Origin of the sequence: Sphingomonas endolithica, from assembly GCF_025231525.1 — a bacterium.
Classification (GTDB): domain Bacteria; phylum Pseudomonadota; class Alphaproteobacteria; order Sphingomonadales; family Sphingomonadaceae; genus Sphingomonas; species Sphingomonas endolithica.
Genome location: NZ_CP103057.1, coordinates 1445254 through 1468335 on the forward strand (window position 1 = coordinate 1445254; position 23082 = coordinate 1468335).

A 23082-nucleotide genomic window follows, 5' to 3' on the forward strand; every position below is an offset into this window, starting at 1 on the left:
CATCGAAACGTGTCGCGGCCTCGCACGGGCCGGATGGTCGCTGGCTCTATGGCGTGGGCGCGACGGGCGCAAGCGTAACGAGCTTGCCCGGGTTCATCAGGCCCTGTGGATCGAGCGCGGCCCTGATCGCGCGGAGCGCGGCGAGGCGGGCGGGCGGCGACAGGCGTTCGAGCTCGGCACGCTTCATCTGGCCGATGCCGTGTTCGGCGGAGATCGAGCCGCCCGCCGCCGTCACCAGATCATGCACGAAGCGGGTGACGCGTGGCGCATCCTCGGCATACCAATAAGCGGCATCGGCGCCGGGCGCGGCGCGGACGTGGAAATGCACGTTGCCGTCGCCGAGATGGCCATAGCCGCTGGCATGGGTGCCGGGGAACGCCGCGTCGCACGCCGCCGCCGCCTCGACCATGAAGCGCGGCATGGCAGCGACGGGGACCGAGATGTCGTGCTGTGCGGCGGGACCGGAGGCGCGTTCGGCGGCCGAGATCGAATCGCGGATGCGCCAGAATTCCTCGGCCTGCGTTTCGCTGGCGCCGATCACCGCATCGGCGACGAGGCCGTCGGCCAGCGCGGGGGCGAGCAGGCGTTCGAGCAAGACTGCTGGCGGCTCGGCGGCCGGATCGGTCGCGACCGCCTCGATCAGCACGTGCCATGGCTGGTCCTGCCCGAGCGGCGCGCGGGTGCCCGGGATGTGGCGCAGCACCGCGGCGAGCGATTCGTGCGGCAGGAGCTCGAAGCTCTCGATCGTTTGGGTGGTCACCTCCATCCGTCGCAGCAGGGTCAGCGCGTCTTGCGGGCTGGCCAGGCCGACCCAGGCGACGGCGCGTGCAGCGATCTGGGGAACCAGGCGCAGGGTGACGGCGGTGATGATGCCGAGCGTGCCCTCGGCACCGACGAGCAGATGATCGAGATCGTAGCCGCGATTGTCCTTCTTCAGCGCCGACAGGCCATCGTGCACCTGCCCATCGGGGAGCACTGCCTCGACCCCGGCGATCAGCGCGCGCATCGTGCCGAAGCGCAGCACCTGCGTGCCGCCGGCATTGGTCGCGGCGAGACCGCCGATCGTGGCGCTGCCGCGGCTGCCGAGTGTCAGCGGAAAGCGGCGGCCGGCACTAAGCGCGGCGGCGTGCAGATCGGCGAGGATCACGCCGGCTTCGGCGACGACCAGATTCTCCTCGGCGGACAGGCGGCGGATGCGGTTCATGCGGCGCAGCGACAGGACCAGCGCCGATCCGTCGTCAGGCGGCGTGGCACCGCCGACCATCGAGGTGTTGCCGCCCTGCGGCACCAGCGGCACATGATGCTCCCCGGCGAGCGTGACGATCGTGGCGACGCCGGCAGTGTCGGCGGGGGCGAGGATCGCCGGACTGCGCCCGTGATAGCGGCCGCGCCAATCGTGCAGCCAGGGATCGATATCGGCGGGATCGGTGATGACGGCCTTGTCGCCGAGTGCCATGCGGACGGCATGGATGAAGCGGTCTTGCGCGGGGGTCATGGCGGCCCCCGCTATCATGGTGCGGGCCACGCGCCAATTCGGCGCCGGTCGATTACCCAATTCATCGGGCGTTCAAACCTTTAGCGTAACGCATCGATGTTCATGCCGAATCCCCTCACCCCCATGCTGATGCTTGCGCTTGCCGCGCCCCCTGCCGTTGCCGCTGCGCCCGAGCCGGACGGGGTGGAAGTGGCGCAGCTGACGATCCGGCAGCGCATCATCATCCGCGTGCCGCAGCCGAGCCGCAGCGCCGCCTCGCCCGTGCCGCAGCCGCCGCCGGTGAAGCTGGACGAGAAGAAGGGCCCGAAATGCGTGCCGATCACCAAGCTCGCCGGATCGGGCGTGGCGCGCAAGAGCAGCGTCGACCTGCTGCTGAGCGACGGCAGCATGATGCGCGCGAAACTGGGCGACGATTGCCCGGCGCTGGATTTCTATGCCGGATTGTACCTGAAGCCGACGCCGGACGGCATGTTGTGCGCCGACCGCGACACGATCCGCGCGCGTTCCGGCCGGGCGTGCCCGATATCGTCGTTCAAGAAGCTGAAGCGGCACGATTAGAGCATGGACCTTTCCTCCGCCCGTTCGTGCTGAGTAGAGACCGAGTAGGCCACAGGCCGTATCGAGGGCTCGTATCGAAGCACCGTTGGAGCGCGAAGTGCCTGTCCTTCGATACGGCCTCTCGATACGCGCGTCGCGCTACTCGACGCCTACTCAGGACGAACGGCAGCGTTTGCGACGCCCTGAATGCTGGATCCGGTCGGATTGCCGGGCTCTCTTGACCCCTTTACCTTGACTTTTGAGGCTCGATCGGCAAGCGCTCAACGGTCGGCAGACGTGCCGACGGCGCGGCCCTTTACCCTGCCCCCCTTTTGCTCCGGACACTGCATGACCTTCGCCGATCTCGGCCTTTCCGATCAACTGCTCAAAGCCATCGATGAGTCCGGCTATACCGAGCCGACTCCGATCCAGGCGAGCGCGATCCCCAGCGTCCTGATGATGAAGGACCTGGTCGCCATCGCGCAGACCGGCACGGGCAAGACCGCCGCCTTCGTGCTGCCGATGATCGACATCCTGGGCGAAGGCCGCAGCCGCGCGCGTATGCCGCGCTCGCTGATCCTGGAGCCGACGCGCGAACTCGCCGCGCAGGTGGCGGAGAATTTCGAGAAATACGGCAAGTATCACAAGCTGAGCATGGCGCTGCTGATCGGTGGCGTATCGATGGGCGACCAGCAGAAGGCGCTGGAAAAAGGCGTCGACGTGCTGATCGCGACGCCGGGGCGGCTGATGGACCTGTTCCAGCGCGGCAAGATCCTGCTCAACGGCTGCGACCTGCTGGTGATCGACGAGGCGGACCGGATGCTCGACATGGGGTTCATCCCGGACATCGAGGAAATCTGCACCAAGCTGCCCAAGAGCCGCCAGACCCTGCTGTTCTCGGCGACGATGCCGCCGCCGATCAAGAAACTGGCCGACAAGTTCCTGAGCAATCCCAAGACGATCGAGGTTGCGCGCCCGGCGACGGCCAACGTCAACATCAAGCAATGGCTGGTGCCGGTATCGGGCGCCAAGAAGCGCGACACGCTGACCAAGCTGCTGCGCGCGGAAGACGTGACGACGGCGATCATCTTCTCCAACCGCAAGACGACGGTGCGCGAGCTCAACAAGTCGCTGCAGCGGCTGGGCTTCCGCTCGTCGGAGATTCATGGCGACATGGAACAGTCGCAGCGCATCGCCGAGCTTGACCGGTTCAAATCGGGCGACGTCAACATCCTGGTGGCGTCCGATGTCGCCGCGCGCGGGCTGGACGTGAAGGGCGTGAGCCATGTGTTCAACTTCGACGCGCCCTGGCATCCGGACGATTACGTGCACCGCATCGGCCGCACGGGGCGCGCGGGCGCGACGGGCGTGGCGTTCACCCTGGTGACGCCGGAGGATGCGGAGAACATCCAGAATATCGAGAAGCTGACCGGCATGAAGATCGAGCGTTATGGCGCGATCGAGGCGGCGCCCGAAGCCGAAGACGTGCCGGCGACCGCAACGGCGGAAGCGCCGCGCGCCGAGCGGGCGCCGCGCGGGCGGCGTCGGCCGGCTGCACGTGAGACGGCGCCGGTCGAGGAGGCGGCGTCCGAGCTTGAGGCGCGGGAGGAACGTCCGGCACGGGAGCCGCGTCCGGCGCGGGAAGAACGTCCAGCGCGGGAGCCGCGTCCCGAGCGCGCTGCGCGACCGGAGCGCGAAGAGCGGGTACCGCGCGAGGAGCGCGCCGCCCGACCGTCGCGTGAGCGCCCGGCGCGCGACGATCGCCCTGCCCGCCCGCAGCGTGCGCTGCAGGATGCGGACGTGGATGACGGCGGCTGGAACGGCCCGCTACCCAACTTCCTCAACGCGCGGCTGATCGTCGACTGATCTTGCGCGATTTGGTCGAGACGGTGCCGGTGGTGAAGATCGACAGCCCGTGCATCAACATCTGCAAGATCGATGCGTGCGGGCTGTGCGTCGGGTGCTGGCGAACGCTGGATGAGATTGGCGGGTGGAGCGGTGGCACGCCCGAATGGCGCGCTGCGGTGATGGCCGCGTTGCCGGGGCGACGGTCTTAGCTGTTCCCCGGCGGAGGCCGGGGCCTAGTCGCGAGACGCCTGGTAACTGATGCTGTGCCGGTTACCTCGACCTCCGCTCCTGGGCCCCGGCCTTCGCCGGGGAACAGTTCAATCTAGGTAGACCGCTACGCCGCCGCCTGGGCCGCGGCGATCAAGGCGTCGTCTATCTGGGCGGCGCGCTTGTAGGCGGGGCGGGCGAGGATGCGGGCGAGATAGGTGTCGAAGGCGTCGCGTTGTGGCAGGCTGCCGAATTGCTTGCCCCAGGCGACTTGCGAGCCGGCATAGACGTCGGCGGCGGTGAAGCTGTCGCCGGCGATATAGTCGTGCTGTGACACGGCCCTTTCGAGCACGTCGACCATCAGGTCGAAATTGCCGTAGCCGGCCATGCGCTGCTGGCGTTCGTCGGGCGCGACGCCGAACGACTTGTTGGTGATCGCCTGTTCGGCCGGGCCGGCGGCGAAGAACAGCCAGCGATAGTAATCGGCGCGCTCAGTCGTCGGCGGAGCGAGGCCTGCCTCGGGGAAGGCATCGGCGAGATAGGCGCAGATTGCCGCACCTTCGGTGACCACCTTGCCGTCATGGACGATCGCCGGGACCTTCGCCATCGGGTTGATCTGCCGATACTCGTCGCCCTTCATCGTCGAGGCGTAATCGAGCACGACCGTTTCGTACGGCGCGCCCGTCTCCTCGAGCATCCAGCGCGCGATGCGGCCGCGCGACATCGGGTTGGTGTAGAATGTCAGGCTCATGGGGGCGTCCTCCGACTCGCTTTTTATGGGAACATTTGTGGAACGGCGCTGGGCCGCGCGTCAAGTCGTTACGCCAACGTCCGTTCAAACAACGCCAGCATCCGGGCCCAGGCGCGGTCGGCCTGCGCCGCGTTGTAGACCTTGCTGTCGGGCGGGCACCAGCCGTGCATCGTGCCCTGATAGACCTCGATCTCGGCCGGCAGCTTGGCCGCGGCGAAGGCGGTGCGCAGCGCATCCTTGTCGGTCGGGCTGCGCGCATCGTCATTCTCGGCGATGGCGAACAGATAGCCGGCCTTCATCTTCGGCACCATCAGATGCGGGCTGTCCGGCTTGTCGGTGACGAGGCCGCCACCGTGGAACGAGGCACCGGCGCGCACGCGATCGGGGCGGAGCGCGGCGGTGATCATCGTCATCGGCCCGCCCATGCAATAGCCGGTGGAGGCCATGCCCTTGCTGCGATCAACCTGGCGCTGCGCATCGAGGAAGTCGGTGAACGCCTGCGCGTCGCGCTGGGTCGCCGCGGTGGTGAGCGGTTCGCGCCACGGCATGATACGCCCGCGCACCTCGGGCTGGTCGAAAGATTCGCCCGCCTTCAGGAACGGCGCCTTGGTCGAGCGGTAGAATTGATTGACGACCAGCACGGCATAGCCGGATTCGGCCAGGCGGCGGCCCATCTGCTGGAATGCGGGCCGCAGACCCATGATGTCGGGCCAGACCAACACCGCGGGATGCTTGCCGCTGGTGGGGGCAACGAACCAGCAATCGGCGGTGCCGTCGGCGGTCTTGATCGAGACGTCGCGGCCGGTGACGGCCATCGCGTTAGCTGGGCTGGGCAGCAGCATGGCCATGCCGACCGCGCCGGCGGCGGCGCCGAACTGACGGCGGGAGAGGTGCTGGGCGTTGTCCTCGGCGGTATGTTCGTCGCACATGCGCGTCTCTCCTGGTTGAGTAGCCGCAGGCTAGCGCCTGCGATGGTGAACGTCACCTGCCCGTCGCGAAACTTGTTCCCCGGCGAAGGCCGGGGCCCAGTTGTGGAACGGTCGGTAACGGCTGGTGCGTGCCGTTACGTGGACCTTCGCTCCTGGGCCCCGGCCTTCGCCGGGGAGCAGGTTGGGCGGCTGCTGCGCCTAGATCGCGCGGTACCACCAGACGCCCTCGCGGACGTCTTTGGCCGCCCTGCCCTCGATCTCCAGCCGGCGGAGATGTGCCAGTGCTTCGCCCGTTGCCATGCCGAGCATGTCGGGACCGATCGCACGGCGGAACAGGCGGCCGAACACGTCGACGGCGCGCTTGCCGTCGCCGAGGAAGGCTTGGAGTTCGTTCAGGCGCTCGCGATGTTCGCGGTCCATCGCGTCGAGGCGCGTGTGCAGGCCGGTGAACGGGTCGCCGTGCCCCGGCAGGACGAGCAGGTCGGCGGGAAGCATCTTCAGCCTGGCGATCGAGGCGAACCATTCGCCCAGCGGATCGGCGGTCGGTTCGGTGACGCCGAGCGAGACGTTGGGGCTGATCCGCGGCAGGACCTGATCGCCGGCGATCAGCACGCCGTCGCGTTCGTTGAGCAGGCAGGCATGTTCGGGACTATGGCCGGAGCCGACGACGATCCGCCATGCCGTGCCGCCGAGATCCAGCGTGTCGCCATGCTTGATCCGCGTGTAGCCAAGCGGCAGCGGCGCGACGATGCGGCGGAAGCCGGCCCAGCCGCGCGCGGCGGCATGCGCGATCTGCTCCTCGTTCCAGCCGGCGGCGATGCGGAAGGCGGTGACCTCCGGCGGGATCGTTTCGCGTGCATCGGCGATGAGCATCTGCGCGGTGAGCCATTCGCCGCGCGCCATGATCAAGGGCGCGGCGTGATGGTCGCACATCCAGCCGGCGAGGCCGATATGATCGGGGTGCATGTGCGTGCCGATCATCTTGGTCACACGCACGCCGGCGAGCGGGCCGGCGAAGATGGCCTTCCAGGCGGCGCGCGCTTCGGGCGTGTTCATGCCGGTATCGACCAGGGCGACACCATCGCCGCGGCCGTCGCGGTCGTCGATCAGCCAGCAATTGACGTGTTTGAGCGGGCCGGGAATGTGCAGGCGGGCCCAGCGGATTCCGGGGACGACTTGCGTGATGGTGCCGGGGGCGGGCTCGGCGGTGCCGAAGGGATAGGTCAGGCCCTTGTGGTGGGTTGGGGATGGGGGCTGGGGTGGTGACATAGGTTGCGAGTAGCAACGGATTGCCAATAGTGCCACCCGTTCCCCGGCGGAGGCCGGGGTCCAGTCGTGGAACAGAAGATTGCTGGCGTTACGCCGGTACCATCGACCTTTCCGACTGGGCCCCGGCCTTCGCCGGGGAACAAGTAGGGTATCGCAACTATCGGCTACAAGATCGTGTCGTACAGATCCGCCCATTCGGGGTTGAGCCCCTCGATCTCGCGGATCTTCCAGGCGCGGCGCCACTCCTTCATCTGGAGTTCGCGCTTGCGGGCTTCTTCGAGCGAGTCGTGCGCTTCGTACCAGACGAGCGTGTGGCAACGGTGCTGGCGGGTGAAGCCCGGGACGGCCTGGGTGCGGTGTTCCCAGACGCGCTTCGGCAGGTCGCTGGTCACCCCGATATAGATCGTGCCGTTGCGGGCACTTGCCAGGATGTAGACGAAGCCGTTCTTCTCCACCGCCCGACCTCCGCTACTGGGCCCCGGCCTTGGCCGGGGATCAGTCTAGCGCGAGACGCTCAGCTCTTGAACAAATTCTCCGCGGTGCGCTCGATCGGGGCCGCTTCGCCTTCACCGGCTTCTGCCGCTTCGGCATCCAGTGCCGCTTGCGCACGCTGGGCGCGCAGTTCGGTGATCAGGGCTTCGCGGTCGCCGTCGAGCTTGGTGTCGACCACCGGCTCGAGGCCCGCGGCCTTGCCCGCCTTGGCGACGGCGGCGTCGAGCTCGCGCTGGGTGGTGAGGCCCAAGGTTACCGGGTCCTTCGGCGTGATGTTGGCGATGTTCCAGTGGCTGCGGTCGCGGATCGCGGCGATCGTCGTGCGCGTGGTGCCGATAAGGTTGCCGATCGCGCCGTCGGTGATCTCGGGATGGTTGCGGATGATCCAGGCGATGCCGTCGGGCTTGTCCGAACGCTTGGACACCGGCGTGTAGCGCGGGCCCTTGGTGCGGCGGACCTGTTCGGGCCCCTTGATGATCTTCAGGCTGTAATCGGGATCGGCCTGGCCCTTGTCGATCTCCTCCTGCGTCAGCTCGTGCGCGCGGATCGGATCACGGCCGGTGAGCTTGGTCGCGGCGGTATCGTCGGCAATGGCCTGGATCTCCAGGATGTGCAGGCCGCAGAACTCGGCGATCTGCTCGAACGAGAGCGCGGTGTTGTCGACCAACCAGGCGGCGGTGGCATGGGGCATGAGCGGCTGGGCCACGGTGAACTCCTCAGAAACAGAAAGGGCCGCCCCTTTCGGAGCGGCCGCGTGATGGTGAACGATCTAGCCCTTCTGGCGATGAGTGGCAAGCGGTGGGTCGGGTTGGCGTCAGACTGGGGTCAGGCCGCCAGCATCGCCGCATCGAACGGGACCAGCGCGCTGACGAACTGGTGGGCGCTGGCCTCCCAGGTGAAGCCGGCGGCGTAGGCGGCGCAGGCCTGGCGATCGCGGGTCAGCGCGGCGGCGATGGCGTGGTCGAGGACGTCGTGCATCGCGCCGACCTGCTCGGTCAGCACGTCGATCGGGCCGGTGACTGGGTAGGCCGCGACCGGCGTGCCACAGGCCAGCGCCTCGATCATCACCAGCCCGAACGTATCGGTGCGGCTGGGGAAGACGAACACGTCGGCAGCGGCATAGGCGCCAGCGAGATCGGCGCCGAACAATGGCCCGAGGAAGATCGCCTGCGGATATTGCGTCTCCAGCGCGGCGCGCGCCGGACCTTCGCCGACGATCACCTTGGTGCCGGGGTGCGAGGATCCCAGGAACGCCTCGATATTCTTCTCCACCGCGACACGCCCGACATAGAGCTGGACTGGGCCAGGCAGGCCGGCAAGCCGTGGATGGCGCGGTACCGCGGGCGAAAAGATCGCCAGGTCGACGCCCCTGCCCCAATGGCGCACCCGGTGCAGGCCGTGCCGCTCGAGCGTCGCCGCGATCGATGGGGTGGAGGCGAGGATCGCTTGCGCGGGGGCGTGGAACCAGCGGATGTAGCGCCAGATCCATTCCGGGTTCACGCCGGTGCGCGCGGCGACATAATCGGGGAATTGCGTGTGATAGGCGGTGGTGAACGGAAAGGCGCGCGCCAGGCACCAGCGGCGCGCGGCGATGCACACCGGGCCCTCGGTCGCCAGATGCACCGCCTGCGGCCCGAACGCCTGCAGCATCCGCCCGACCGCCGCGGTGCGCGCAAAGGCCAGCCGGATCTCGGGGTAGGTCGGGCACGGCACGGAGCGGAACAGATCGGGCGAGATGATCAGCACCTCGTGACCCTGCCGCCGCAACTCGGCGCTGACCGCCTGCAGGGTGCGCACCACGCCGTTGACCTGCGGGCTCCAGGCATCGGTGACGATGGCGATGCGCAACGGCTCAGGCCGCCATCATCGCCGCGGGCTGATCGACGGCGGGACGCGCGGCGATCTCGTCGGCCCAGTGCAGCAATTCCATGCGGCCATCGGCATGTTCGACCAAGGCGGTGCAGCTTTCCACCCAATCGCCGTCGTTGAAATATTCGACGCCGGCAATGTCGCGGAATTCGGCGGTGTGGATATGGCCGCAGACGACGCCATCGGCGCCGCGATGCCCGGCGGCCTGCGCCACGACTTCCTCGTAATTGGAGATGAACTCGACCGACTTCTTGACCTTGGCCTTGGCGTGCTTGGACAGCGACCAATAGGGCATGTCGAAGAAGCGGCGATACGCATTGAGGCCACGGTTGAGCGCCATCAGCAGATTGTACGCCGCATCGCCGACATGCGCCAGCCAGCGGTGCGCCAGCGTGATGGCATCGAATTCGTCGCCGTGCAGCACGAGCAGGCGGCGGCCGTCGGCGGTATCGTGCAGCGCCTGGCGGCGGATCTCGACGCCGCCGAAATCGAGCCCGCAGAACTGGCGGAACACTTCGTCGTGATTGCCCGGGATATAGACGACCCGGGTGCCGCGCTTGGCGCGCTTGAGCAGGCGCCAGACGACGTCGTTGTGCGCGGCGGGCCAGTAGAATTTCTTCTTCAGCCGCCAGCCGTCGATGATGTCGCCGACCAGATACAGTGTCTCGCTGTCGACATGGTCGAGAAAGTCGATCAGCATCTCGGCATTGCAGCCGCGTGTGCCAAGATGCACGTCCGAAATCCAGATCGTGCGGAACTGTTGCCGCCCGGCGATGTTACGCTCCGGAATCACCGGCTGCGATGATGCGAAATCGCTGAAGTCGATCAGGTTGCTGCCGCTTAGCGAGGTGACGACGTCCATGCCGATTGTCCCGTTCGGTTGCCCTACCGGGATCACCCTATGACGGAAGATTGTTACAGGACGAGTCGCGCTGCATCAAAGAAGCGGTGAAAGTGGTTTCGGGCGCCGGCAGCTAGTGTCCGTCATTCCCGCCCAGGCGGGAATACATACTGGCTGGCGCTTCGTTCTTACAGGTGAGTGTCGAGATTATGGATCCCCGCCTTCGCGGGGATGACGGCGGTGTGCGAATAGGGCGTGGTCACTCCTCCATTACCAGCACGATCTTGCCGACATGGCTGCCGGCTTCCATGCGCTCGTGCGCTTGGGCTGCCTGGTCCAGCGGGAAGGTGCGGTCGATGACCGGGTGGAGGCGGCCGGCCTCGACGTGCGGCCAGACGGTGCGAGCGAGTTCGTCGGCGACCAGGCTCTTGAACGCGGTGTCGCGCGGGCGGAGCGTGGAGCCGGTGAGCGTCAGGCGGCGGCGCATGATGTCGAAGATCGGGATCGTCGCGGTCATGCCGCCCTGCACCGCGATCGAGACGTGGCGGCCATCCTCCGCCAGGCATTGCAGGTTGCGCGGCAGGTAATCGCCGCCGACCATGTCGAGCACGACCTGCACGCCCCTACCCTCGGTGATCGTCTTCACCCGCGCGACGAAATCCTCGTCGTTATAGTTGATCGCGTGGTCGGCGCCGAGCGCGACCGCGGCGGTGCATTTGTCGGCGCTGCCGGCGGTGACGATGATCGTCAGGCCGAACAGATTGGCGAGCGCGATCGCCATGGTGCCGATGCCGCTGGTGCCGCCATGGACCAACACCGTGTCGCCCTCGCCGGCATAGCCGCGCTCGAACAGGTTGGTCCACACGGTGAACAACGTCTCGGGGATCGCCGCTGCCTCGACCATGCTGAGCGTCTCGGGCACCGGCAGGCACTGGCCGTACGCCACCGCGACATAATCGGCATAGCCGCCGCCGGCGAGCAGCGCGCAGACCGGCTGGCCGATCATCTCGCGCGGCACATCGTCACCGACCGCGACGATCTCGCCCGAGACTTCGAGACCGGGAATGGAGGGCGCGCCGGGCGGCGGGGCGTAGCCGCCCTTGCGCTGCAGCACGTCCGGGCGGTTGACGCCAGCCGCGGCGACGCGGATCAGCACCTCGTCGGCACGCGGCACGGGCACCGGCCGCTCGACCACTTGCAGCACGTCCGCGCCGCCGGGCGCGTCCGGGTCGATCGCCCGCATCACGGTTGGTATCTCGCTCATCGTGTCGGCAGCCCCTGTTCGCCGCTTTCACGTCGGCGCGGCGCTTCTTATTGACATCGCCTCCCGCAGGGTCAACTTTCTTCCCCATGGACCTGGACGAGATTTTCGCCGGAAAACCGGGCGACCCGCTGACCGCGCTGATGCGGCAGGATCTCGACGCCTTGTCGGTAGACGAACTCGACGCGCGGATCGCTGCGCTGGAGGCGGAGATCGAGCGGACGCGCGGCAAACGGGCACGCGCCGTCGATCACCGCGCCAGTGCCGACGAGTTATTCAGGCGATGAATGCCGCCGCGCCGACCAGCAGTAAATGTCGGCGCGTTTTTCAAGTGCTTGATGCGGGTCCCCCGCCTTCCAACATAGAGGATCAGGGCCGCTTGGTGTTCGCGGCCCGCTAGGAGTTTTTCTGATGCCATCTTTTGCCTCAGCGCTGGAAACCACTCTCCACAAGGCGCTAGAAGCCGCATCCTCGCGGCGCCATGAATATGCCACGCTGGAGCATCTGCTGCTCGCGTTGATCGACGACGAGCATGCATCGAAGGTGATGCTGTCGTGCAACGTCGAACTGGACGAGTTGAAGGCCACCGTCGCGCATTATCTCGATACCGAACTCGAAGCATTGAAGGTCGATGCGGCGACCGACCCCTCGCCCACCTCGGGTTTCCAACGCGTCGTGCAGCGCGCCATCCTGCATGTGCAATCCTCCGGCCGCGACGAAGTGACCGGCGCCAACGTGCTCGTCGCGTTGTTCAGCGAGCGCGAGAGCTATGCCGTGTATTTCCTGCAGCAGCAGGACATGAGCCGGCTGGATGCGGTGAGCTTCATCAGCCACGGCGTCGGCAAGGGCGGGCAACCGACCGAAGCCGCCACCCCCAAGGGTGCGGAAGAAGACAAGCCGGCCAAGCCCGGCGAGAAGGGCAAGAGCGAGTCCGCGCTCAAGCAATTCTGCGTCGATCTCAATGAGAAGGCCAAGAACGGCAAGGTCGACCCGCTGATCGGGCGTGGCCCCGAGGTCGATCGCACGGTGCAGATCCTGTGCCGTCGCTCGAAGAACAACCCGCTGTATGTCGGTGATCCGGGCGTCGGCAAGACGGCGATCGCCGAGGGTCTGGCGCGCAAGATCGTCGAAGGCGACGTGCCGGAAGTGCTGCTGCCGGCAGTGATCTACTCGCTTGATATGGGCGCGCTGCTCGCCGGTACGCGGTACCGCGGCGATTTCGAGGAGCGGTTGAAGGCAGTCGTGACCGAGCTCGAGAAGATGCCCGATGCGATCCTGTTCATCGACGAGATCCACACCGTGATCGGCGCTGGCGCGACCAGCGGCGGCGCGATGGATGCGTCGAACCTGTTGAAGCCAGCTTTGTCGGGCGGCACGATCCGCTGCATCGGATCGACGACGTACAAGGAATTCCGCAACCACTTCGAGAAGGACCGCGCATTGCTGCGGCGCTTCCAGAAGATCGACGTCAACGAGCCGACGATCGAGGACACGATCAAGATCCTGACCGGCCTGCGCACGGCGTTCGAGGACCATCACAAGGTCAAGTACACGCCCGACGCGATCAAGGCGGCGGTCGAGCTGTCGTCGCGCTACATCAACGACCGCAAGCTGCCGGACAAGGCGATCGACGTGATCGACGAGGTCGGGGCGATGCAGATGCTGGTGCCGCTCAACAAGCGCAAGCGCACGATCACGACGCGTGAGATCGAACAGGTCATCGCTACGATGGCGCGCATCCCGCCGAAGTCGGTCTCGACCGACGACACCAAGGCGCTGGAATCGCTCGAAACGGATCTCAAGCGTGTCGTGTTCGGGCAGAATGCGGCGATCGAAAAGCTCGCCTCGGCGATCAAGCTCAGCCGGGCCGGCCTGCGCGATCCGGAAAAGCCGATCGGCAACTATCTGTTCACCGGGCCGACCGGAGTCGGCAAGACCGAAGTCGCCAAGCAGCTTGCCACGATCATGGGCATCCCGCTGCAGCGCTTCGACATGTCTGAATATATGGAGCGTCATTCGGTATCGCGTCTGATCGGTGCGCCCCCGGGCTATGTCGGGTTCGATCAGGGCGGCCTGCTCACCGACGCGATCGACCAGCAGCCGCATTCGGTGCTGTTGCTCGACGAGATCGAGAAGGCGCATCCCGATCTGTTCAACATCCTGTTGCAGGTGATGGATAACGGGCGCCTGACCGACCAGCACGGCAAGACGGTCGATTTCCGCAACGTCATCCTGATCATGACGACCAATGCGGGTGCCAGCGACATGGCACGCGAGACGTTGGGCTTCGGTCAGCTCACCCGCGAGGGCGAGGACGAGCAGGCGGTGCAGAAGATGTTCACGCCGGAATTCCGCAACCGGCTAGATGCGATCGTGCCGTTCGGGTATCTGCCGACGGAAGTGGTGGCCCGGGTGGTCGAGAAGTTCATCCTGCAGCTCGAACTGCAGCTGGCCGACCGCAACGTGCACATCAACCTGGACGAGGAATCCAAGGCGTGGCTGACCACCAAGGGCTATGACAAGCTGTACGGTGCGCGTCCGATGGGCCGCCTGATCCAGGAGAAGATCAAGCAGCCGCTGGCCGAGGAACTGCTGTTCGGCAAGCTGGTCCATGGCGGCGAGGTGACGGTGAAGATGAAGGACGGCGGGCTGGCGTTCGAGATCACCGCCGCTCCGCCCAAGAAGCCGCGCAAGAAGGGCAAGGCGGAGGCCGTCGAGGTGGAGTGAGCGCTACGCGATTGTGGTGAAGAGGAGGCGCTGTTCCGATTGGGACGGCGCCTTTTCTTTTTGGGCGCTGACGAAGTCGATCTGCCTTGGGTCATATGCTTGTTCCCCCGCGAATGCGGGGGTCCAGGGCCACAAGCGACAGCACCTGGGGCCCTGGGCTCCCGCTTTCGCGGGAGAACTTAGGTATGTGCTGGAGCGGCATGATCAACGGCGCGTTCTGGGGTGAAGGCCAGTGGCTGTTGCTGTAAATTGATCCTGACCCACTCCCATCCGTTCGTGTCGAGCGTAGTCGAGACACCTGCGCTTGGGATCGGTGTCTCGACTGCGCTCGACACGAACGGGGGAGAGGTCAGCGCACTGGCTGTTGCGAAGGTTGGTGCCCGTTGCGACGACCTGTCCGCCTGGGCCCCGGCCTGCGCCGGGGAACAGGGAACGCGGGGAATGGGCACGCGCTCAGAGCGAGCCAGTGGACGGACCCCGCGCCTTGAAATCGACCCGCCATAACGTTGCGGGTCCAAATTCGATCCATAATGACTTCGTTTACGCAAAATTTCGAGGTTGGCTCCTACAGCGAGCCATGCTTTCGCCGCGCTGTCTTGCCTTTATCGGCCTCTTCATCGCGGCGATCACCTTGATGCCGGGTGTGGCGCAGGCCAAGGCGGGCACGATCGGCGAGCGTCTGGCGGTCTGCGTGCGGCGCGATGCGCCGGGGCTCAGCGCCGGCAAGATGCTGGCAGCGCCGGTCGGGTTCGACTGCCGCACGCCGCAGCGTCATTTCGGGCCGGGCGATTATTGGGTGGTGAGCCGGGCGCTCGACGTCGAGCTGCAGGATGTGCGCCGGACGGTACGCGTCTGCAGCGTGTGGCAGCAGCGCATGACGCTGTACGCGCGCTTTGCCGATGGGACGACGCTCAGGATCCCGGTCGATCAGCACGCCGCGACGCGCAACCTGCAACTGGGCGCGATCATCCAGCTTTACTTGCCGCAGCATCCGGCCAAGCTGCAGCGGTTGCTCTGGCATGTGCAGGGCTCGGCCAACGTGCGGGGGATCATCCTGGCGCCGCGCGTGGCGACGGCGATCGAGGCGGCATCGTCGAACATGGTGATGGCGGCGATCTATGCCGGTTTCGCCGGCGTTTGCGCGGCATTGCTGCTGTACAATTTCGCACTCGCACGGGCGCTGCAGCATGCCTTCCTCAGATATTATTGCCTGATGATGGTCGGCATGCTGCTCTATACCTTGTCGTCGTCGGGCGCGCTGGCCTGGCTGTTGCCGGGCATCGAGAACAATTTGCGGCTGCGGATCAACTATGTCGTACTGGCGGCAACGGGTATCGCCGCCTTGTTCTTCCTGCGCCACTTCTTCGAAGAGGGCGTGATCCCGCGCGCACTCGACCGGGTCATCCTCCTCGCCTGTGGCGTGATGCTGGTGCCGACTTTGCTGGTGGCGACAGTCGCGCCCTGGCAAATGCAGGTGCTCGATCGGGCCTATTCGCTGGCCTTCATGGCGCTGATCATGATGTCTGTACCGATGATCGTCTGTGCCTGGCGCAAACGCAGCCAATTCCTCAGCATGTTCGCGATCGCCTGGGCGACCCCGGTCATCCTGGCTACGGCCCGCGCCGCGCATGGGCTGGGTCTGCTGTCCTACAGTTTCTGGCTCGACAATTCGACGATCCTGTCGATGGCGCTGGAGGCGTTGCTGTCGTCACTCGCGATCGCCTACCGCATCCTGCTGATCACGCGCGAGCGCGATGCCGCGCGCGAACAGGAGGTGGTGGCGCGGATGCTGGCCGATGCTGATCCGCTGACGGGGCTGATGAACCGGCGCTCGTTCCTGCGCGATGCGATCGGGCGGGTCGGGGACCAGCAATTGCTGCTGGTCGATCTCGATAACTTCAAGCGAGTCAACGACACGATCGGCCATGACGGCGGCGACGATGTGCTGCGTGTCGTCGCCCGGTGCCTGCGCGGGGCCGCCCCGAACGCGCTGGTGGCGCGGATCGGTGGTGAGGAGTTCGCCATTGTCTCCGCAGCCGGCGGGGCGCTGGATGCGAAGGATGTGCTCGCGCAACTGCGCACCGCGCACATGCCGTTCGACCTGACCGTCACCGCCAGCGTCGGCGCCTGTATCGGCCCGCTGGCGCGCGAGGCCGATTGGAAGGCGATGTATTGCGCCGCGGACCGGGCATTGTTCGAGGCCAAGGCGGCGGGGCGCGACCGTGTCCGCCAGGCGATACCCTCGATCTTCGCCGTGCCGGTTGCGGCCTGAGCGCCGCTTGTCGCCCGATCGCAATCCTGATATTCAATCATAGTTATCGGGAGTGGTGGACATGCGCGAACGTCGGATCGGTTTCTGTATCGCCATCGCGCTGATGCTGCTGGTCGCCGTTCGGCACCCGAGCGCCGATATCCGCATCCTGACGCACGACTCGGCCGACCGTGCCCCGGCGCGCGTGCAGGCGGCGGTCGATCTCGGCATCGTCGCGGTTTCCGTGTTGGTGACCTGGACCCGGCGCCTGGTATAACTTGCGGGGCCGCGCGGGCTTGCTTACACGCCTGTAAATGACTGATCCCAGCAGCGCGTGGCTGAACGCGTATCGCCACCCGACCCCATGGACTACCGAGTTTCCGCCGCTCTCGATGGTGGATTTGTTCGATGATGCCGCAGCCACAGGCGGCGCGGCGCCGCTGATCGACTTTCTCGGCCGCCACTATAGCTATGCGCAAACGCATGCCGCGGCCAACCGCGTCGCGGCCGGGCTTGCCGCATTGGGCTATGGGCCGGGCGACCGGATCGGGCTGTTCCTGCCCAACGTGCCGCATTACCTGGCGGCCTATTACGGCATCCTGAAACTGGGCGCGACGGTGGTGAACTTCTCGCCGCTGTATACGGTGGACGAACTGGCGCACCAGGTGGCGGATTCGGGCACCAAATTGCTGTTCACCGTGTCGGCCAAGGCCGTGCTGCCGACAGCGCTGAAGGTGCTCGACAAGAGCGCGCTCGAGCGGCTGGTGGTGGGATCGGTCGCAGGCGCGCTGCCGGCGGGCAAGTCGCTGCTGTACCGGCTGTTCAAGCGCAAGGAGACGACCGAGCGGCCGAACGATCCGCGGGTCATGGCGTTCTCGGCGCTGATCAAGAATGACGGCCGGCATGCCACGCCGGCGATCGATCCGAACCGCGACGTCGCGCTGATCCAATATACCGGGGGCACCACGGGCGTGCCCAAGGGCGCGATGCTGACGCACCAGAACCTGTCGGCCAATGCGCGGCAGGTGATGGGGATCGACCCGCATGCCGGCGCCGAGGACCGCATCCTGGGCGTGCTGCCGCTGTTCCATGTCTTCGCCAATACCTGTGTGCTCAACCGCACCGTGCTGAACGGCGGCTGCATCGTGATGCTGCCGCGCTTCGAGGCGGGCCAGGTGCTGGCGGCGTTGCAGCGGACCAAGGCGACCTCGCTGCCTGGCGTGCCGACGATGTACCAGGCGCTGCTCGATCATGCGGACGCGGCGAAGACGGATTTCAGCAGCTTGCGCGTCTGCATCTCCGGTGGCGCGCCGCTATCGGCTGAATTGAAGGCGAAGTTCGAGGGCGTGACGGGCGCGACCGTGGTCGAGGGTTACGGCCTGTCGGAGAGCTCGGGCGTGGTCTCCGCCAACCCGTATGAGCGCGAGGGCAAGCCCGGCACGATCGGACAGCCGATCCCCGCCACGCACGTACGATTGGTGGACAAGGGCGATCCTACCCAGCCCGCGCCCGACGGCGAACCGGGCGAGATCATCGTTGCCGGTCCGCAGATCATGCAAGGCTATTGGGACCGCCCCGATACCGACAACGAAGTGTTCGTCGCCGACGAGTACGGCATCAACTGGCTGCGGACCGGTGACGTCGGGGTGATCGACGCGGATGGCTTCATCCGCATCGTCGACCGCCTGAAGGACATGATCGCGGTCAGCGGCTTCAAGGTCTTCCCGAGCCAGATCGAGGCGATCCTGCACCACCATCCCGCGGTGAAGGAAGCGATGGTGATCGGCCTGCCCGACCCGTATCGTGGCGAGCAGCCGCGCGGTTACGTGACGCTGAACGACGGGATGACAGTCGCTGCCGATGAACTGCGCGACTGGCTGAATCCGCAATTGGGGCGCCATGAGCGGGTCGACCGCGTGGTGGTCAGGGACAGCATGCCCAAGACGATGATCGGCAAGCTCAGCCGCAAGGATCTGGTGGCGGAAGTGATGGCCGAGGGCTGACATTTAAGCTCCCCTCCCTGGAAGGGAGGGGTTGGGGGTGGGTCGGCTCGGGGCACCACCGGCGGCGCGCGAAGGACCAACCCACCCCCTGCCCCCTCCCTTTCAGGGAGGGGAGAAGATCAAGCAGCCTTGATCGACTGCCCTGCGCTGAGCATCTCGCCGCGCGTCACGATCACCTTGTCGCCGAGCTTGACTGCGGCGAACACCTTCTTGGCGAAGGCGGTCGGCACCCCGATGCAGCCATGGGTGACATAGCCGTCGCCGACTTCGCTGCCGTGGATCGAGATGCCGTCATTGGTCAGCCGCAGCATGTACGGCATTGGCGCGTCATAGATGTTCGAGACGTGATCGGCATCCTTCTGCGTGATCGGGAAGATGCCGAGCGGGGTCGGGGTCTGGTCGCCGCCATAGATGATCACCGCGGTGCCGATCTCATAGCCGGCACGGAATACCGAGACGGTCTGCGCGGCGAGATCGACGGTGATGACGATCGGCCCGGTCGCGGGCGCGCCGCTCTCGTCCCAATAATGATCGCCCTGCCGCATCGGGCCTGCAATCTCGAGTACGCGCTTGACGACATAGCCGGGATCGGGCGCCACCGCCGGCGCGGCGGGCGCGGGCTTGGCGGCCAGCGCGAGCGGTTGCGCCCTGGGCGGTGCGATGCGGGGTGCGGCGATCGGCGCGGCCTTGGGCAGGTTGGCCGCCACCGCCATCAGCCCGACGCCGCCGAACAGGCAGGCGGTCAGCGTGCCGGCGAGGATCACCGATCCTCGGTTGCGGCGCGGCGCGGTGGGTGGGGTGTTGCTTGCCATCGGAGGGCGGATGTCGGCCAAAGATGTGGGTTTGAACAGGGCGCTTTTTGGACCGTGCCGGAGAGGGACGAAGGTGGGGGGTGTTCATAATCACACCCCGCGGCTCCCCGGCGGAGGCCGGGGCCCAGTCGCGGAAGTGGATTTGGTGGACGTGGCGCCCGCCAATCGCCGTTCCACGACTGGGCCCCGGCCTCCGCCGGGGAAGTAAGTCGACTATCCGACCACCGTCTTCAGGTTCATGAACTCGTGCAGCCCGTATGGCCCCAATTCGCGGCCATGGCCCGAGCGCTTGATCCCGCCGAACGGCGCCTCCGGGCTGCTCGCCAGCATCTGGTTGACCGCGGTCATGCCGGCCTCGATCTCGCGTTCGAAGCGTTCGCGTTCGGCGGCATCTTCTGTCCATACCGATGACCCGAGGCCAAACGGCACGTCGTTGGCAAGCGCGATCGCGGCGTCGATATCATCCGCCTTGAACAGCATCGCTACCGGTCCGAACAACTCCTCCTTGGCCACCGCATGATCGATCGGCACGTCGACCAGGATGCCGGCGGACATGTACGCGCCCTTGCCCGGCAAGGCCTCGCCGCCGAAGAGCATTCTGCCGCCTTCCTTCTCGATCATCGCTAATTGGTCGATCACGGTCTGGCGCTGCTCCTCGCTGGAAAGCGGCCCCATGTCGGTCGCTGGATCGAACGGATCGCCGGCCCTCACCGCATGCATCCCGGCGGAGAATTTCTCCAGGAATGCGTCGTAGACATCGGCATGGACGATCATCCGCTTGGCGCAAATGCACGACTGGCCGGTATTTTGCACGCGCGCGGTGACGGCAGTCTTGGCGGCGAGATCGAGATCGGCCGAGGGCATGACGATGAACGGGTCGGAGCCGCCGAGTTCCAGCACGACCTTCTTCAGCGCGCGACCGGCGGCCTCCGCCACCTTCATCCCCGCGCCCTCGCTACCGGTGAGCGTGACGGCGGCGATCCGATCGTCGGCGATCAGCGCATCGACCTTGTCCGACTTGATCGCCAGGTTCTGGAAGAGCCCCGCCGGCGCACCGGCGGCGATGACCATTTCCTCGATCGCGGCACCCACGCCCTGCACGCTGGAGGCATGTTTGAGCAGCGCGACATTGCCGGCCATGATCGTCGGGGCAAGGAAGCGCACGACCTGCCAATAGGGGAAATTCCACGGCATGATCGCGAGCACCGGGCCGATCGGCAACCAGCGCGCGGTCGCCTTGCCAGCGGAGGTGGCGAATTCGCGCGAGGCGAGCATCGCCGGGCCTTCCTGCGCATAATGGCGGAAGCCGACGGCGCATTTGTCGACCTCGGCCAATGCCGACTTCAGCGTCTTGCCCATTTCGCGCACAGCGATTTCGGCCAGGCGCTGGCGATTGGCGTCGAACTGCTCGGCGATCGCCTCGAGCAGTGCCGTGCGCGTGGCGTAATCGGTGGCGCGCCAGGATTTGTAGGCGTCCGCGGCGCGCTGGATGCGGAGGTCGAGTTCGTCGGCGGTGAGCTCGGCGAAGCTTTCGCCGGGTGCGCCGGTGGCGGGGTTGATGCTGGTAAACATGGGGGAAGCTCCTGAGGTCGTGGCGTTCAACGCACGAGGTGCCGCTTTGCCCCCTCGGTTGGGCGGTGGGTTTCGCCCAAGCCGTCACCCCTGACCTGTTCCGGGCTCCGCCGTGCCGCTTGCCACGACGATAGTGCATCGAGCGCAGAGCGTGCGCTCGGTGGACTCCGAGCGAGTCGATGCTCATACCAGCAAACATGTCGCTGCCGTCATCCCCGCGCAGGCGGGGATCCATAGTCTTGAACGATAGCGATTTCGCCGCCGCGTAAGCCAGTATGGATTTCCGCCTGCGCGGGAATGACGATTACATGCCGGCGCGGCATAGCCACCGGACGAGATCCGGGGTGATGGCTGGCGCGCGTCTGCTAGCGGTCGGTCGGAGCCTTGACCCCCCTCCTCCGCCTGTCGCATAGCGCGGCGATGGACATTACCCCCGCACAGATCCCGGTCGAAGACCTGTCGTTCGAAGCGGCGTTGCGCGAGCTGGAGGCAATCGTCGGCCGGCTCGAATCCGGTGACGAGCCGCTGGAAGGCGCGATCGCATTGTACGAGCGCGGCGACAAATTGCGCCAGCGCTGCAAGGATCGGCTGGATGCGGCGCAGGCGCGGATCGAATCGATCCGCACCGATGCCGATGGCCGCGCCGCCGGCACCCAGCCCTTTGCCGCCGGCTGAGATGAGCGGCGCGTCCCCTTTGTTGCAGGCCGCGCTGGCGGATGTCGCGGCCGATATCGATCGCCGCTTCGATGCGCTGCTGGAGGTGCCGGACGATCCCCGTGCCGATCTGTACCGTGCGATGCGCCATGCCGCGATCGGCGGGGGCAAAAGGCTGCGGCCGATGCTGGTGCAGGCGACCGCGCGATTGTTCGCGGTGGATCGCGATTGCGCCGGCCGCGCCGGCCTCGCGATCGAGTGCATCCATGTCTATTCGCTGGTCCATGACGACCTGCCGGCGATGGACGATGACGACATGCGCCACGGCAAGCCCGCGGCGCACAAGGTGTTCGGCGAGGCGACCGCGATCCTGGCCGGCGATTGCCTGCATGCGCTGGCATTCGAAGTGCTGGCCGATCCGGACACGCATGCCGACCCGTTCGTGCGCGCCGAGCTGATCGCCGATCTCGCCCGCGCCTCCGGCCCGAACGGCATGGCCGGCGGCCAGATGATGGACCTGGAGGCGGAGAAATCGAGCTTCGACCTGCCGACCGTTACGCGGTTGCAGGCGATGAAGACCGGCGCGCTGATCGCGGCCTCGGTCGAGGCCGGCGCGATCCTGGGACGCCTGCCGGTCGAGGGGCGCACATCCTTACGCGGTTATGCCCGCGATCTCGGCCTCGCTTTCCAGATCGCGGACGACATCCTGGATGTCGAAGGTGACCAGGCACTAGCGGGCAAGGCGCTGCGCAAGGACGCGGCGGCCGGCAAGGAGACGTTCCTGTCGCTGCTGGGCCTGGACCGCGCGCGCGAGCAGTTGCGCATGCTGGTCGACCAGGCAGTGGCGCATCTGCACGGTTATGGCGCGGAGGCGGACGTGCTGCGCGATATCGCGCGGTTCGTGATGGCGCGGGATCATTGAGCTACCCGTCACCCCAGCGAAAGCTGGGGTCTCTGTGGGGGCGCATGTCACGCTCGCCTCACGAAGATCTTAGCGTCCGCTGGGATGACGGCTTCTCGGTTTGGGAGCTAGAAACATGACCACCCGCATCGGCGTCTATCCCGGCACGTTCGACCCGATCACGCTCGGCCATACCGACATCATCCGGCGCGGCGCCAAGCTGGTCGATCGCTTGGTCGTGGGCGTGACCACCAATGCCTCCAAATCGCCGATGTTCTGCATCGAGGAGCGCATGGCGATGGTCCGCCGCGAGGTCGAGGAGATTGGCGGCGATATCGACGTGGTCAGCTTCGATTCGCTGCTGATGGATTTCGCCGAGCGGCAGGGCGCCAAGGTGATCGTGCGCGGCCTGCGCGCCGTCGCCGATTTCGAATATGAATATCAGATGGCGGGCATGAACCAGCAGATCAATCCGCGGGTCGAGACGGTGTTCCTGATGGCCGATGTGGCACTGCAGCCGATCGCCAGCCGGCTGGTCAAGGAAATCGCGCTGTACGGCGGCGATATCGGCAAGTTCGTGCCGCCGCGCGTCTCGCAGGAGGTCGCCCGGCGCGTGGCCGAGATCGGCCGCAAGGGCAGCTGACGTTCAGATTGGCGCAAGGC

22 protein-coding genes are annotated in these 23082 nt (G+C 66.6%); 11 read left to right on the forward strand and 11 right to left on the reverse strand.

Annotated features, from left to right (window positions below; genetic code table 11):
* Positions 1-46 precede the first annotated feature (46 nt).
* Complete coding sequence (locus tag NV382_RS06805) at positions 47-1495, reverse strand: FAD-binding oxidoreductase (RefSeq protein WP_260599754.1); 1449 nt, start codon at positions 1493-1495, stop codon at positions 47-49.
* Between the two features lie 102 nt (positions 1496-1597).
* On the opposite strand from NV382_RS06805, the gene NV382_RS06810 reads away from it, so the two are divergent.
* The 3 genes from NV382_RS06810 to NV382_RS06820 all read left to right on the forward strand — a co-directional run bounded on the left by NV382_RS06810 (position 1598) and on the right by NV382_RS06820 (position 4089).
* On the forward strand, positions 1598-2053 hold the full coding sequence (locus NV382_RS06810) for a hypothetical protein (RefSeq protein WP_260599755.1): 456 nt from the start codon (positions 1598-1600) through the stop codon (positions 2051-2053).
* A 327-nt stretch (positions 2054-2380) separates the two neighbouring features.
* Positions 2381-3898, forward strand: coding sequence for a DEAD/DEAH box helicase (locus NV382_RS06815; protein WP_260599756.1), 1518 nt, complete (start codon positions 2381-2383; stop codon positions 3896-3898).
* Between the two features lie 2 nt (positions 3899-3900).
* The gene (locus NV382_RS06820) at positions 3901-4089 is read left to right on the forward strand and encodes a DUF1289 domain-containing protein (protein ID WP_260599757.1); all 189 of its coding nucleotides are present in this window, start codon (positions 3901-3903) and stop codon (positions 4087-4089) included.
* A 125-nt stretch (positions 4090-4214) separates the two neighbouring features.
* Here NV382_RS06820 and NV382_RS06825 read toward each other — a convergent pair whose 3' ends face one another.
* The 8 genes from NV382_RS06825 to NV382_RS06860 form a co-directional block, all read right to left on the reverse strand.
* Positions 4215-4838: a glutathione S-transferase family protein gene (locus tag NV382_RS06825; RefSeq protein ID WP_260599758.1), complete on the reverse strand. Its 624-nt coding sequence runs from the start codon at positions 4836-4838 to the stop codon at positions 4215-4217.
* A 68-nt stretch (positions 4839-4906) separates the two neighbouring features.
* The gene (locus NV382_RS06830) at positions 4907-5767 is read right to left on the reverse strand and encodes a dienelactone hydrolase family protein (protein WP_260599759.1); all 861 of its coding nucleotides are present in this window, start codon (positions 5765-5767) and stop codon (positions 4907-4909) included.
* 198 nt (positions 5768-5965) lie between these two features.
* Positions 5966-7036, reverse strand: a complete 1071-nt coding sequence (locus tag NV382_RS06835; RefSeq protein ID WP_260599760.1) for an MBL fold metallo-hydrolase — start codon at positions 7034-7036, stop codon at positions 5966-5968.
* Positions 7037-7200: 164 nt separating this feature from the next.
* Positions 7201-7491 (reverse strand): GIY-YIG nuclease family protein, encoded by a 291-nt coding sequence (locus NV382_RS06840; RefSeq protein ID WP_260599761.1) that lies wholly within the window; start codon positions 7489-7491, stop codon positions 7201-7203.
* Between the two features lie 59 nt (positions 7492-7550).
* Positions 7551-8234: a DUF1013 domain-containing protein gene (locus tag NV382_RS06845; RefSeq protein WP_260599762.1), complete on the reverse strand. Its 684-nt coding sequence runs from the start codon at positions 8232-8234 to the stop codon at positions 7551-7553.
* Between the two features lie 119 nt (positions 8235-8353).
* A complete protein-coding gene (locus NV382_RS06850; RefSeq protein ID WP_260599763.1) occupies positions 8354-9376 on the reverse strand; it encodes a glycosyltransferase family 4 protein in 1023 nt (340 codons plus the stop codon).
* Between the two features lie 4 nt (positions 9377-9380).
* Entirely contained in the window at positions 9381-10259 is an 879-nt protein-coding gene (locus NV382_RS06855; protein WP_260599764.1) for a UDP-2,3-diacylglucosamine diphosphatase, read from the reverse strand.
* A 238-nt stretch (positions 10260-10497) separates the two neighbouring features.
* Positions 10498-11502, reverse strand: coding sequence for an NAD(P)H-quinone oxidoreductase (locus NV382_RS06860; protein ID WP_260599765.1), 1005 nt, complete (start codon positions 11500-11502; stop codon positions 10498-10500).
* An 86-nt stretch (positions 11503-11588) separates the two neighbouring features.
* Between NV382_RS06860 and NV382_RS06865 the strand changes: the two genes are divergently transcribed.
* From NV382_RS06865 to NV382_RS06885, 5 genes are all read left to right on the forward strand, one after another.
* Positions 11589-11786 carry a DUF1192 domain-containing protein gene (locus NV382_RS06865; protein ID WP_260599766.1) on the forward strand — a complete coding sequence of 66 codons (198 nt, stop codon included), beginning with the start codon at positions 11589-11591 and terminating at the stop codon, positions 11784-11786.
* A gap of 124 nt (positions 11787-11910) precedes the next feature.
* A complete protein-coding gene (gene clpA / locus NV382_RS06870) occupies positions 11911-14226 on the forward strand; it encodes an ATP-dependent Clp protease ATP-binding subunit ClpA (protein WP_260599767.1) in 2316 nt (771 codons plus the stop codon).
* Positions 14227-14803: 577 nt separating this feature from the next.
* Positions 14804-16498, forward strand: a complete 1695-nt coding sequence (locus NV382_RS06875) for a GGDEF domain-containing protein (protein ID WP_260599768.1) — start codon at positions 14804-14806, stop codon at positions 16496-16498.
* Positions 16499-16559: 61 nt separating this feature from the next.
* Positions 16560-16754 (forward strand): hypothetical protein, encoded by a 195-nt coding sequence (locus tag NV382_RS06880; protein WP_260599769.1) that lies wholly within the window; start codon positions 16560-16562, stop codon positions 16752-16754.
* A 37-nt stretch (positions 16755-16791) separates the two neighbouring features.
* Entirely contained in the window at positions 16792-18480 is a 1689-nt protein-coding gene (locus tag NV382_RS06885) for a long-chain-fatty-acid--CoA ligase (protein WP_260599770.1), read from the forward strand.
* A 119-nt stretch (positions 18481-18599) separates the two neighbouring features.
* Here NV382_RS06885 and NV382_RS06890 read toward each other — a convergent pair whose 3' ends face one another.
* Positions 18600-19292, reverse strand: coding sequence for a L,D-transpeptidase family protein (locus tag NV382_RS06890; protein WP_260599771.1), 693 nt, complete (start codon positions 19290-19292; stop codon positions 18600-18602).
* Between the two features lie 213 nt (positions 19293-19505).
* On the reverse strand, positions 19506-20864 hold the full coding sequence (locus tag NV382_RS06895) for an NAD-dependent succinate-semialdehyde dehydrogenase (protein WP_260599772.1): 1359 nt from the start codon (positions 20862-20864) through the stop codon (positions 19506-19508).
* A gap of 420 nt (positions 20865-21284) precedes the next feature.
* Between NV382_RS06895 and NV382_RS06900 the strand changes: the two genes are divergently transcribed.
* The 3 genes from NV382_RS06900 to coaD all read left to right on the forward strand — a co-directional run bounded on the left by NV382_RS06900 (position 21285) and on the right by coaD (position 23062).
* On the forward strand, positions 21285-21539 hold the full coding sequence (locus NV382_RS06900) for an exodeoxyribonuclease VII small subunit (protein WP_260600336.1): 255 nt from the start codon (positions 21285-21287) through the stop codon (positions 21537-21539).
* 1 nt (position 21540) lies between these two features.
* Complete coding sequence (locus tag NV382_RS06905; protein ID WP_260599773.1) at positions 21541-22440, forward strand: polyprenyl synthetase family protein; 900 nt, start codon at positions 21541-21543, stop codon at positions 22438-22440.
* A gap of 115 nt (positions 22441-22555) precedes the next feature.
* Positions 22556-23062 (forward strand): pantetheine-phosphate adenylyltransferase, encoded by a 507-nt coding sequence (coaD, locus tag NV382_RS06910; protein WP_260599774.1) that lies wholly within the window; start codon positions 22556-22558, stop codon positions 23060-23062.
* Positions 23063-23082 lie beyond the last annotated feature (20 nt).

What these genes read in the sequence shown, in the direction of transcription:
- NV382_RS06815 (WP_260599756.1), top strand. Translation starts at nt 2,381, where the DNA reads ATGACCTTCGCCGATCTCGGCCTTTCCGATCAACTGCTCAAAGCCATC.
- NV382_RS06895 (WP_260599772.1), bottom strand. Translation starts at nt 20,864, where the DNA reads ATGTTTACCAGCATCAACCCCGCCACCGGCGCACCCGGCGAAAGCTTC.
- NV382_RS06805 (WP_260599754.1), bottom strand. Translation starts at nt 1,495, where the DNA reads ATGACCCCCGCGCAAGACCGCTTCATCCATGCCGTCCGCATGGCACTC.
- NV382_RS06885 (WP_260599770.1), top strand. Translation starts at nt 16,792, where the DNA reads ATGACTGATCCCAGCAGCGCGTGGCTGAACGCGTATCGCCACCCGACC.
- NV382_RS06875 (WP_260599768.1), top strand. Translation starts at nt 14,804, where the DNA reads ATGCTTTCGCCGCGCTGTCTTGCCTTTATCGGCCTCTTCATCGCGGCG.
- NV382_RS06825 (WP_260599758.1), bottom strand. Translation starts at nt 4,838, where the DNA reads ATGAGCCTGACATTCTACACCAACCCGATGTCGCGCGGCCGCATCGCG.
- NV382_RS06855 (WP_260599764.1), bottom strand. Translation starts at nt 10,259, where the DNA reads ATGGACGTCGTCACCTCGCTAAGCGGCAGCAACCTGATCGACTTCAGC.
- NV382_RS06830 (WP_260599759.1), bottom strand. Translation starts at nt 5,767, where the DNA reads ATGTGCGACGAACATACCGCCGAGGACAACGCCCAGCACCTCTCCCGC.
- NV382_RS06890 (WP_260599771.1), bottom strand. Translation starts at nt 19,292, where the DNA reads ATGGCAAGCAACACCCCACCCACCGCGCCGCGCCGCAACCGAGGATCG.
- NV382_RS06835 (WP_260599760.1), bottom strand. Translation starts at nt 7,036, where the DNA reads ATGTCACCACCCCAGCCCCCATCCCCAACCCACCACAAGGGCCTGACC.
- NV382_RS06880 (WP_260599769.1), top strand. Translation starts at nt 16,560, where the DNA reads ATGCGCGAACGTCGGATCGGTTTCTGTATCGCCATCGCGCTGATGCTG.
- NV382_RS06860 (WP_260599765.1), bottom strand. Translation starts at nt 11,502, where the DNA reads ATGAGCGAGATACCAACCGTGATGCGGGCGATCGACCCGGACGCGCCC.
- NV382_RS06900 (WP_260600336.1), top strand. Translation starts at nt 21,285, where the DNA reads ATGGACATTACCCCCGCACAGATCCCGGTCGAAGACCTGTCGTTCGAA.
- NV382_RS06905 (WP_260599773.1), top strand. Translation starts at nt 21,541, where the DNA reads ATGAGCGGCGCGTCCCCTTTGTTGCAGGCCGCGCTGGCGGATGTCGCG.
- coaD (WP_260599774.1), top strand. Translation starts at nt 22,556, where the DNA reads ATGACCACCCGCATCGGCGTCTATCCCGGCACGTTCGACCCGATCACG.
- NV382_RS06865 (WP_260599766.1), top strand. Translation starts at nt 11,589, where the DNA reads ATGGACCTGGACGAGATTTTCGCCGGAAAACCGGGCGACCCGCTGACC.
- clpA (WP_260599767.1), top strand. Translation starts at nt 11,911, where the DNA reads ATGCCATCTTTTGCCTCAGCGCTGGAAACCACTCTCCACAAGGCGCTA.
- NV382_RS06810 (WP_260599755.1), top strand. Translation starts at nt 1,598, where the DNA reads ATGCCGAATCCCCTCACCCCCATGCTGATGCTTGCGCTTGCCGCGCCC.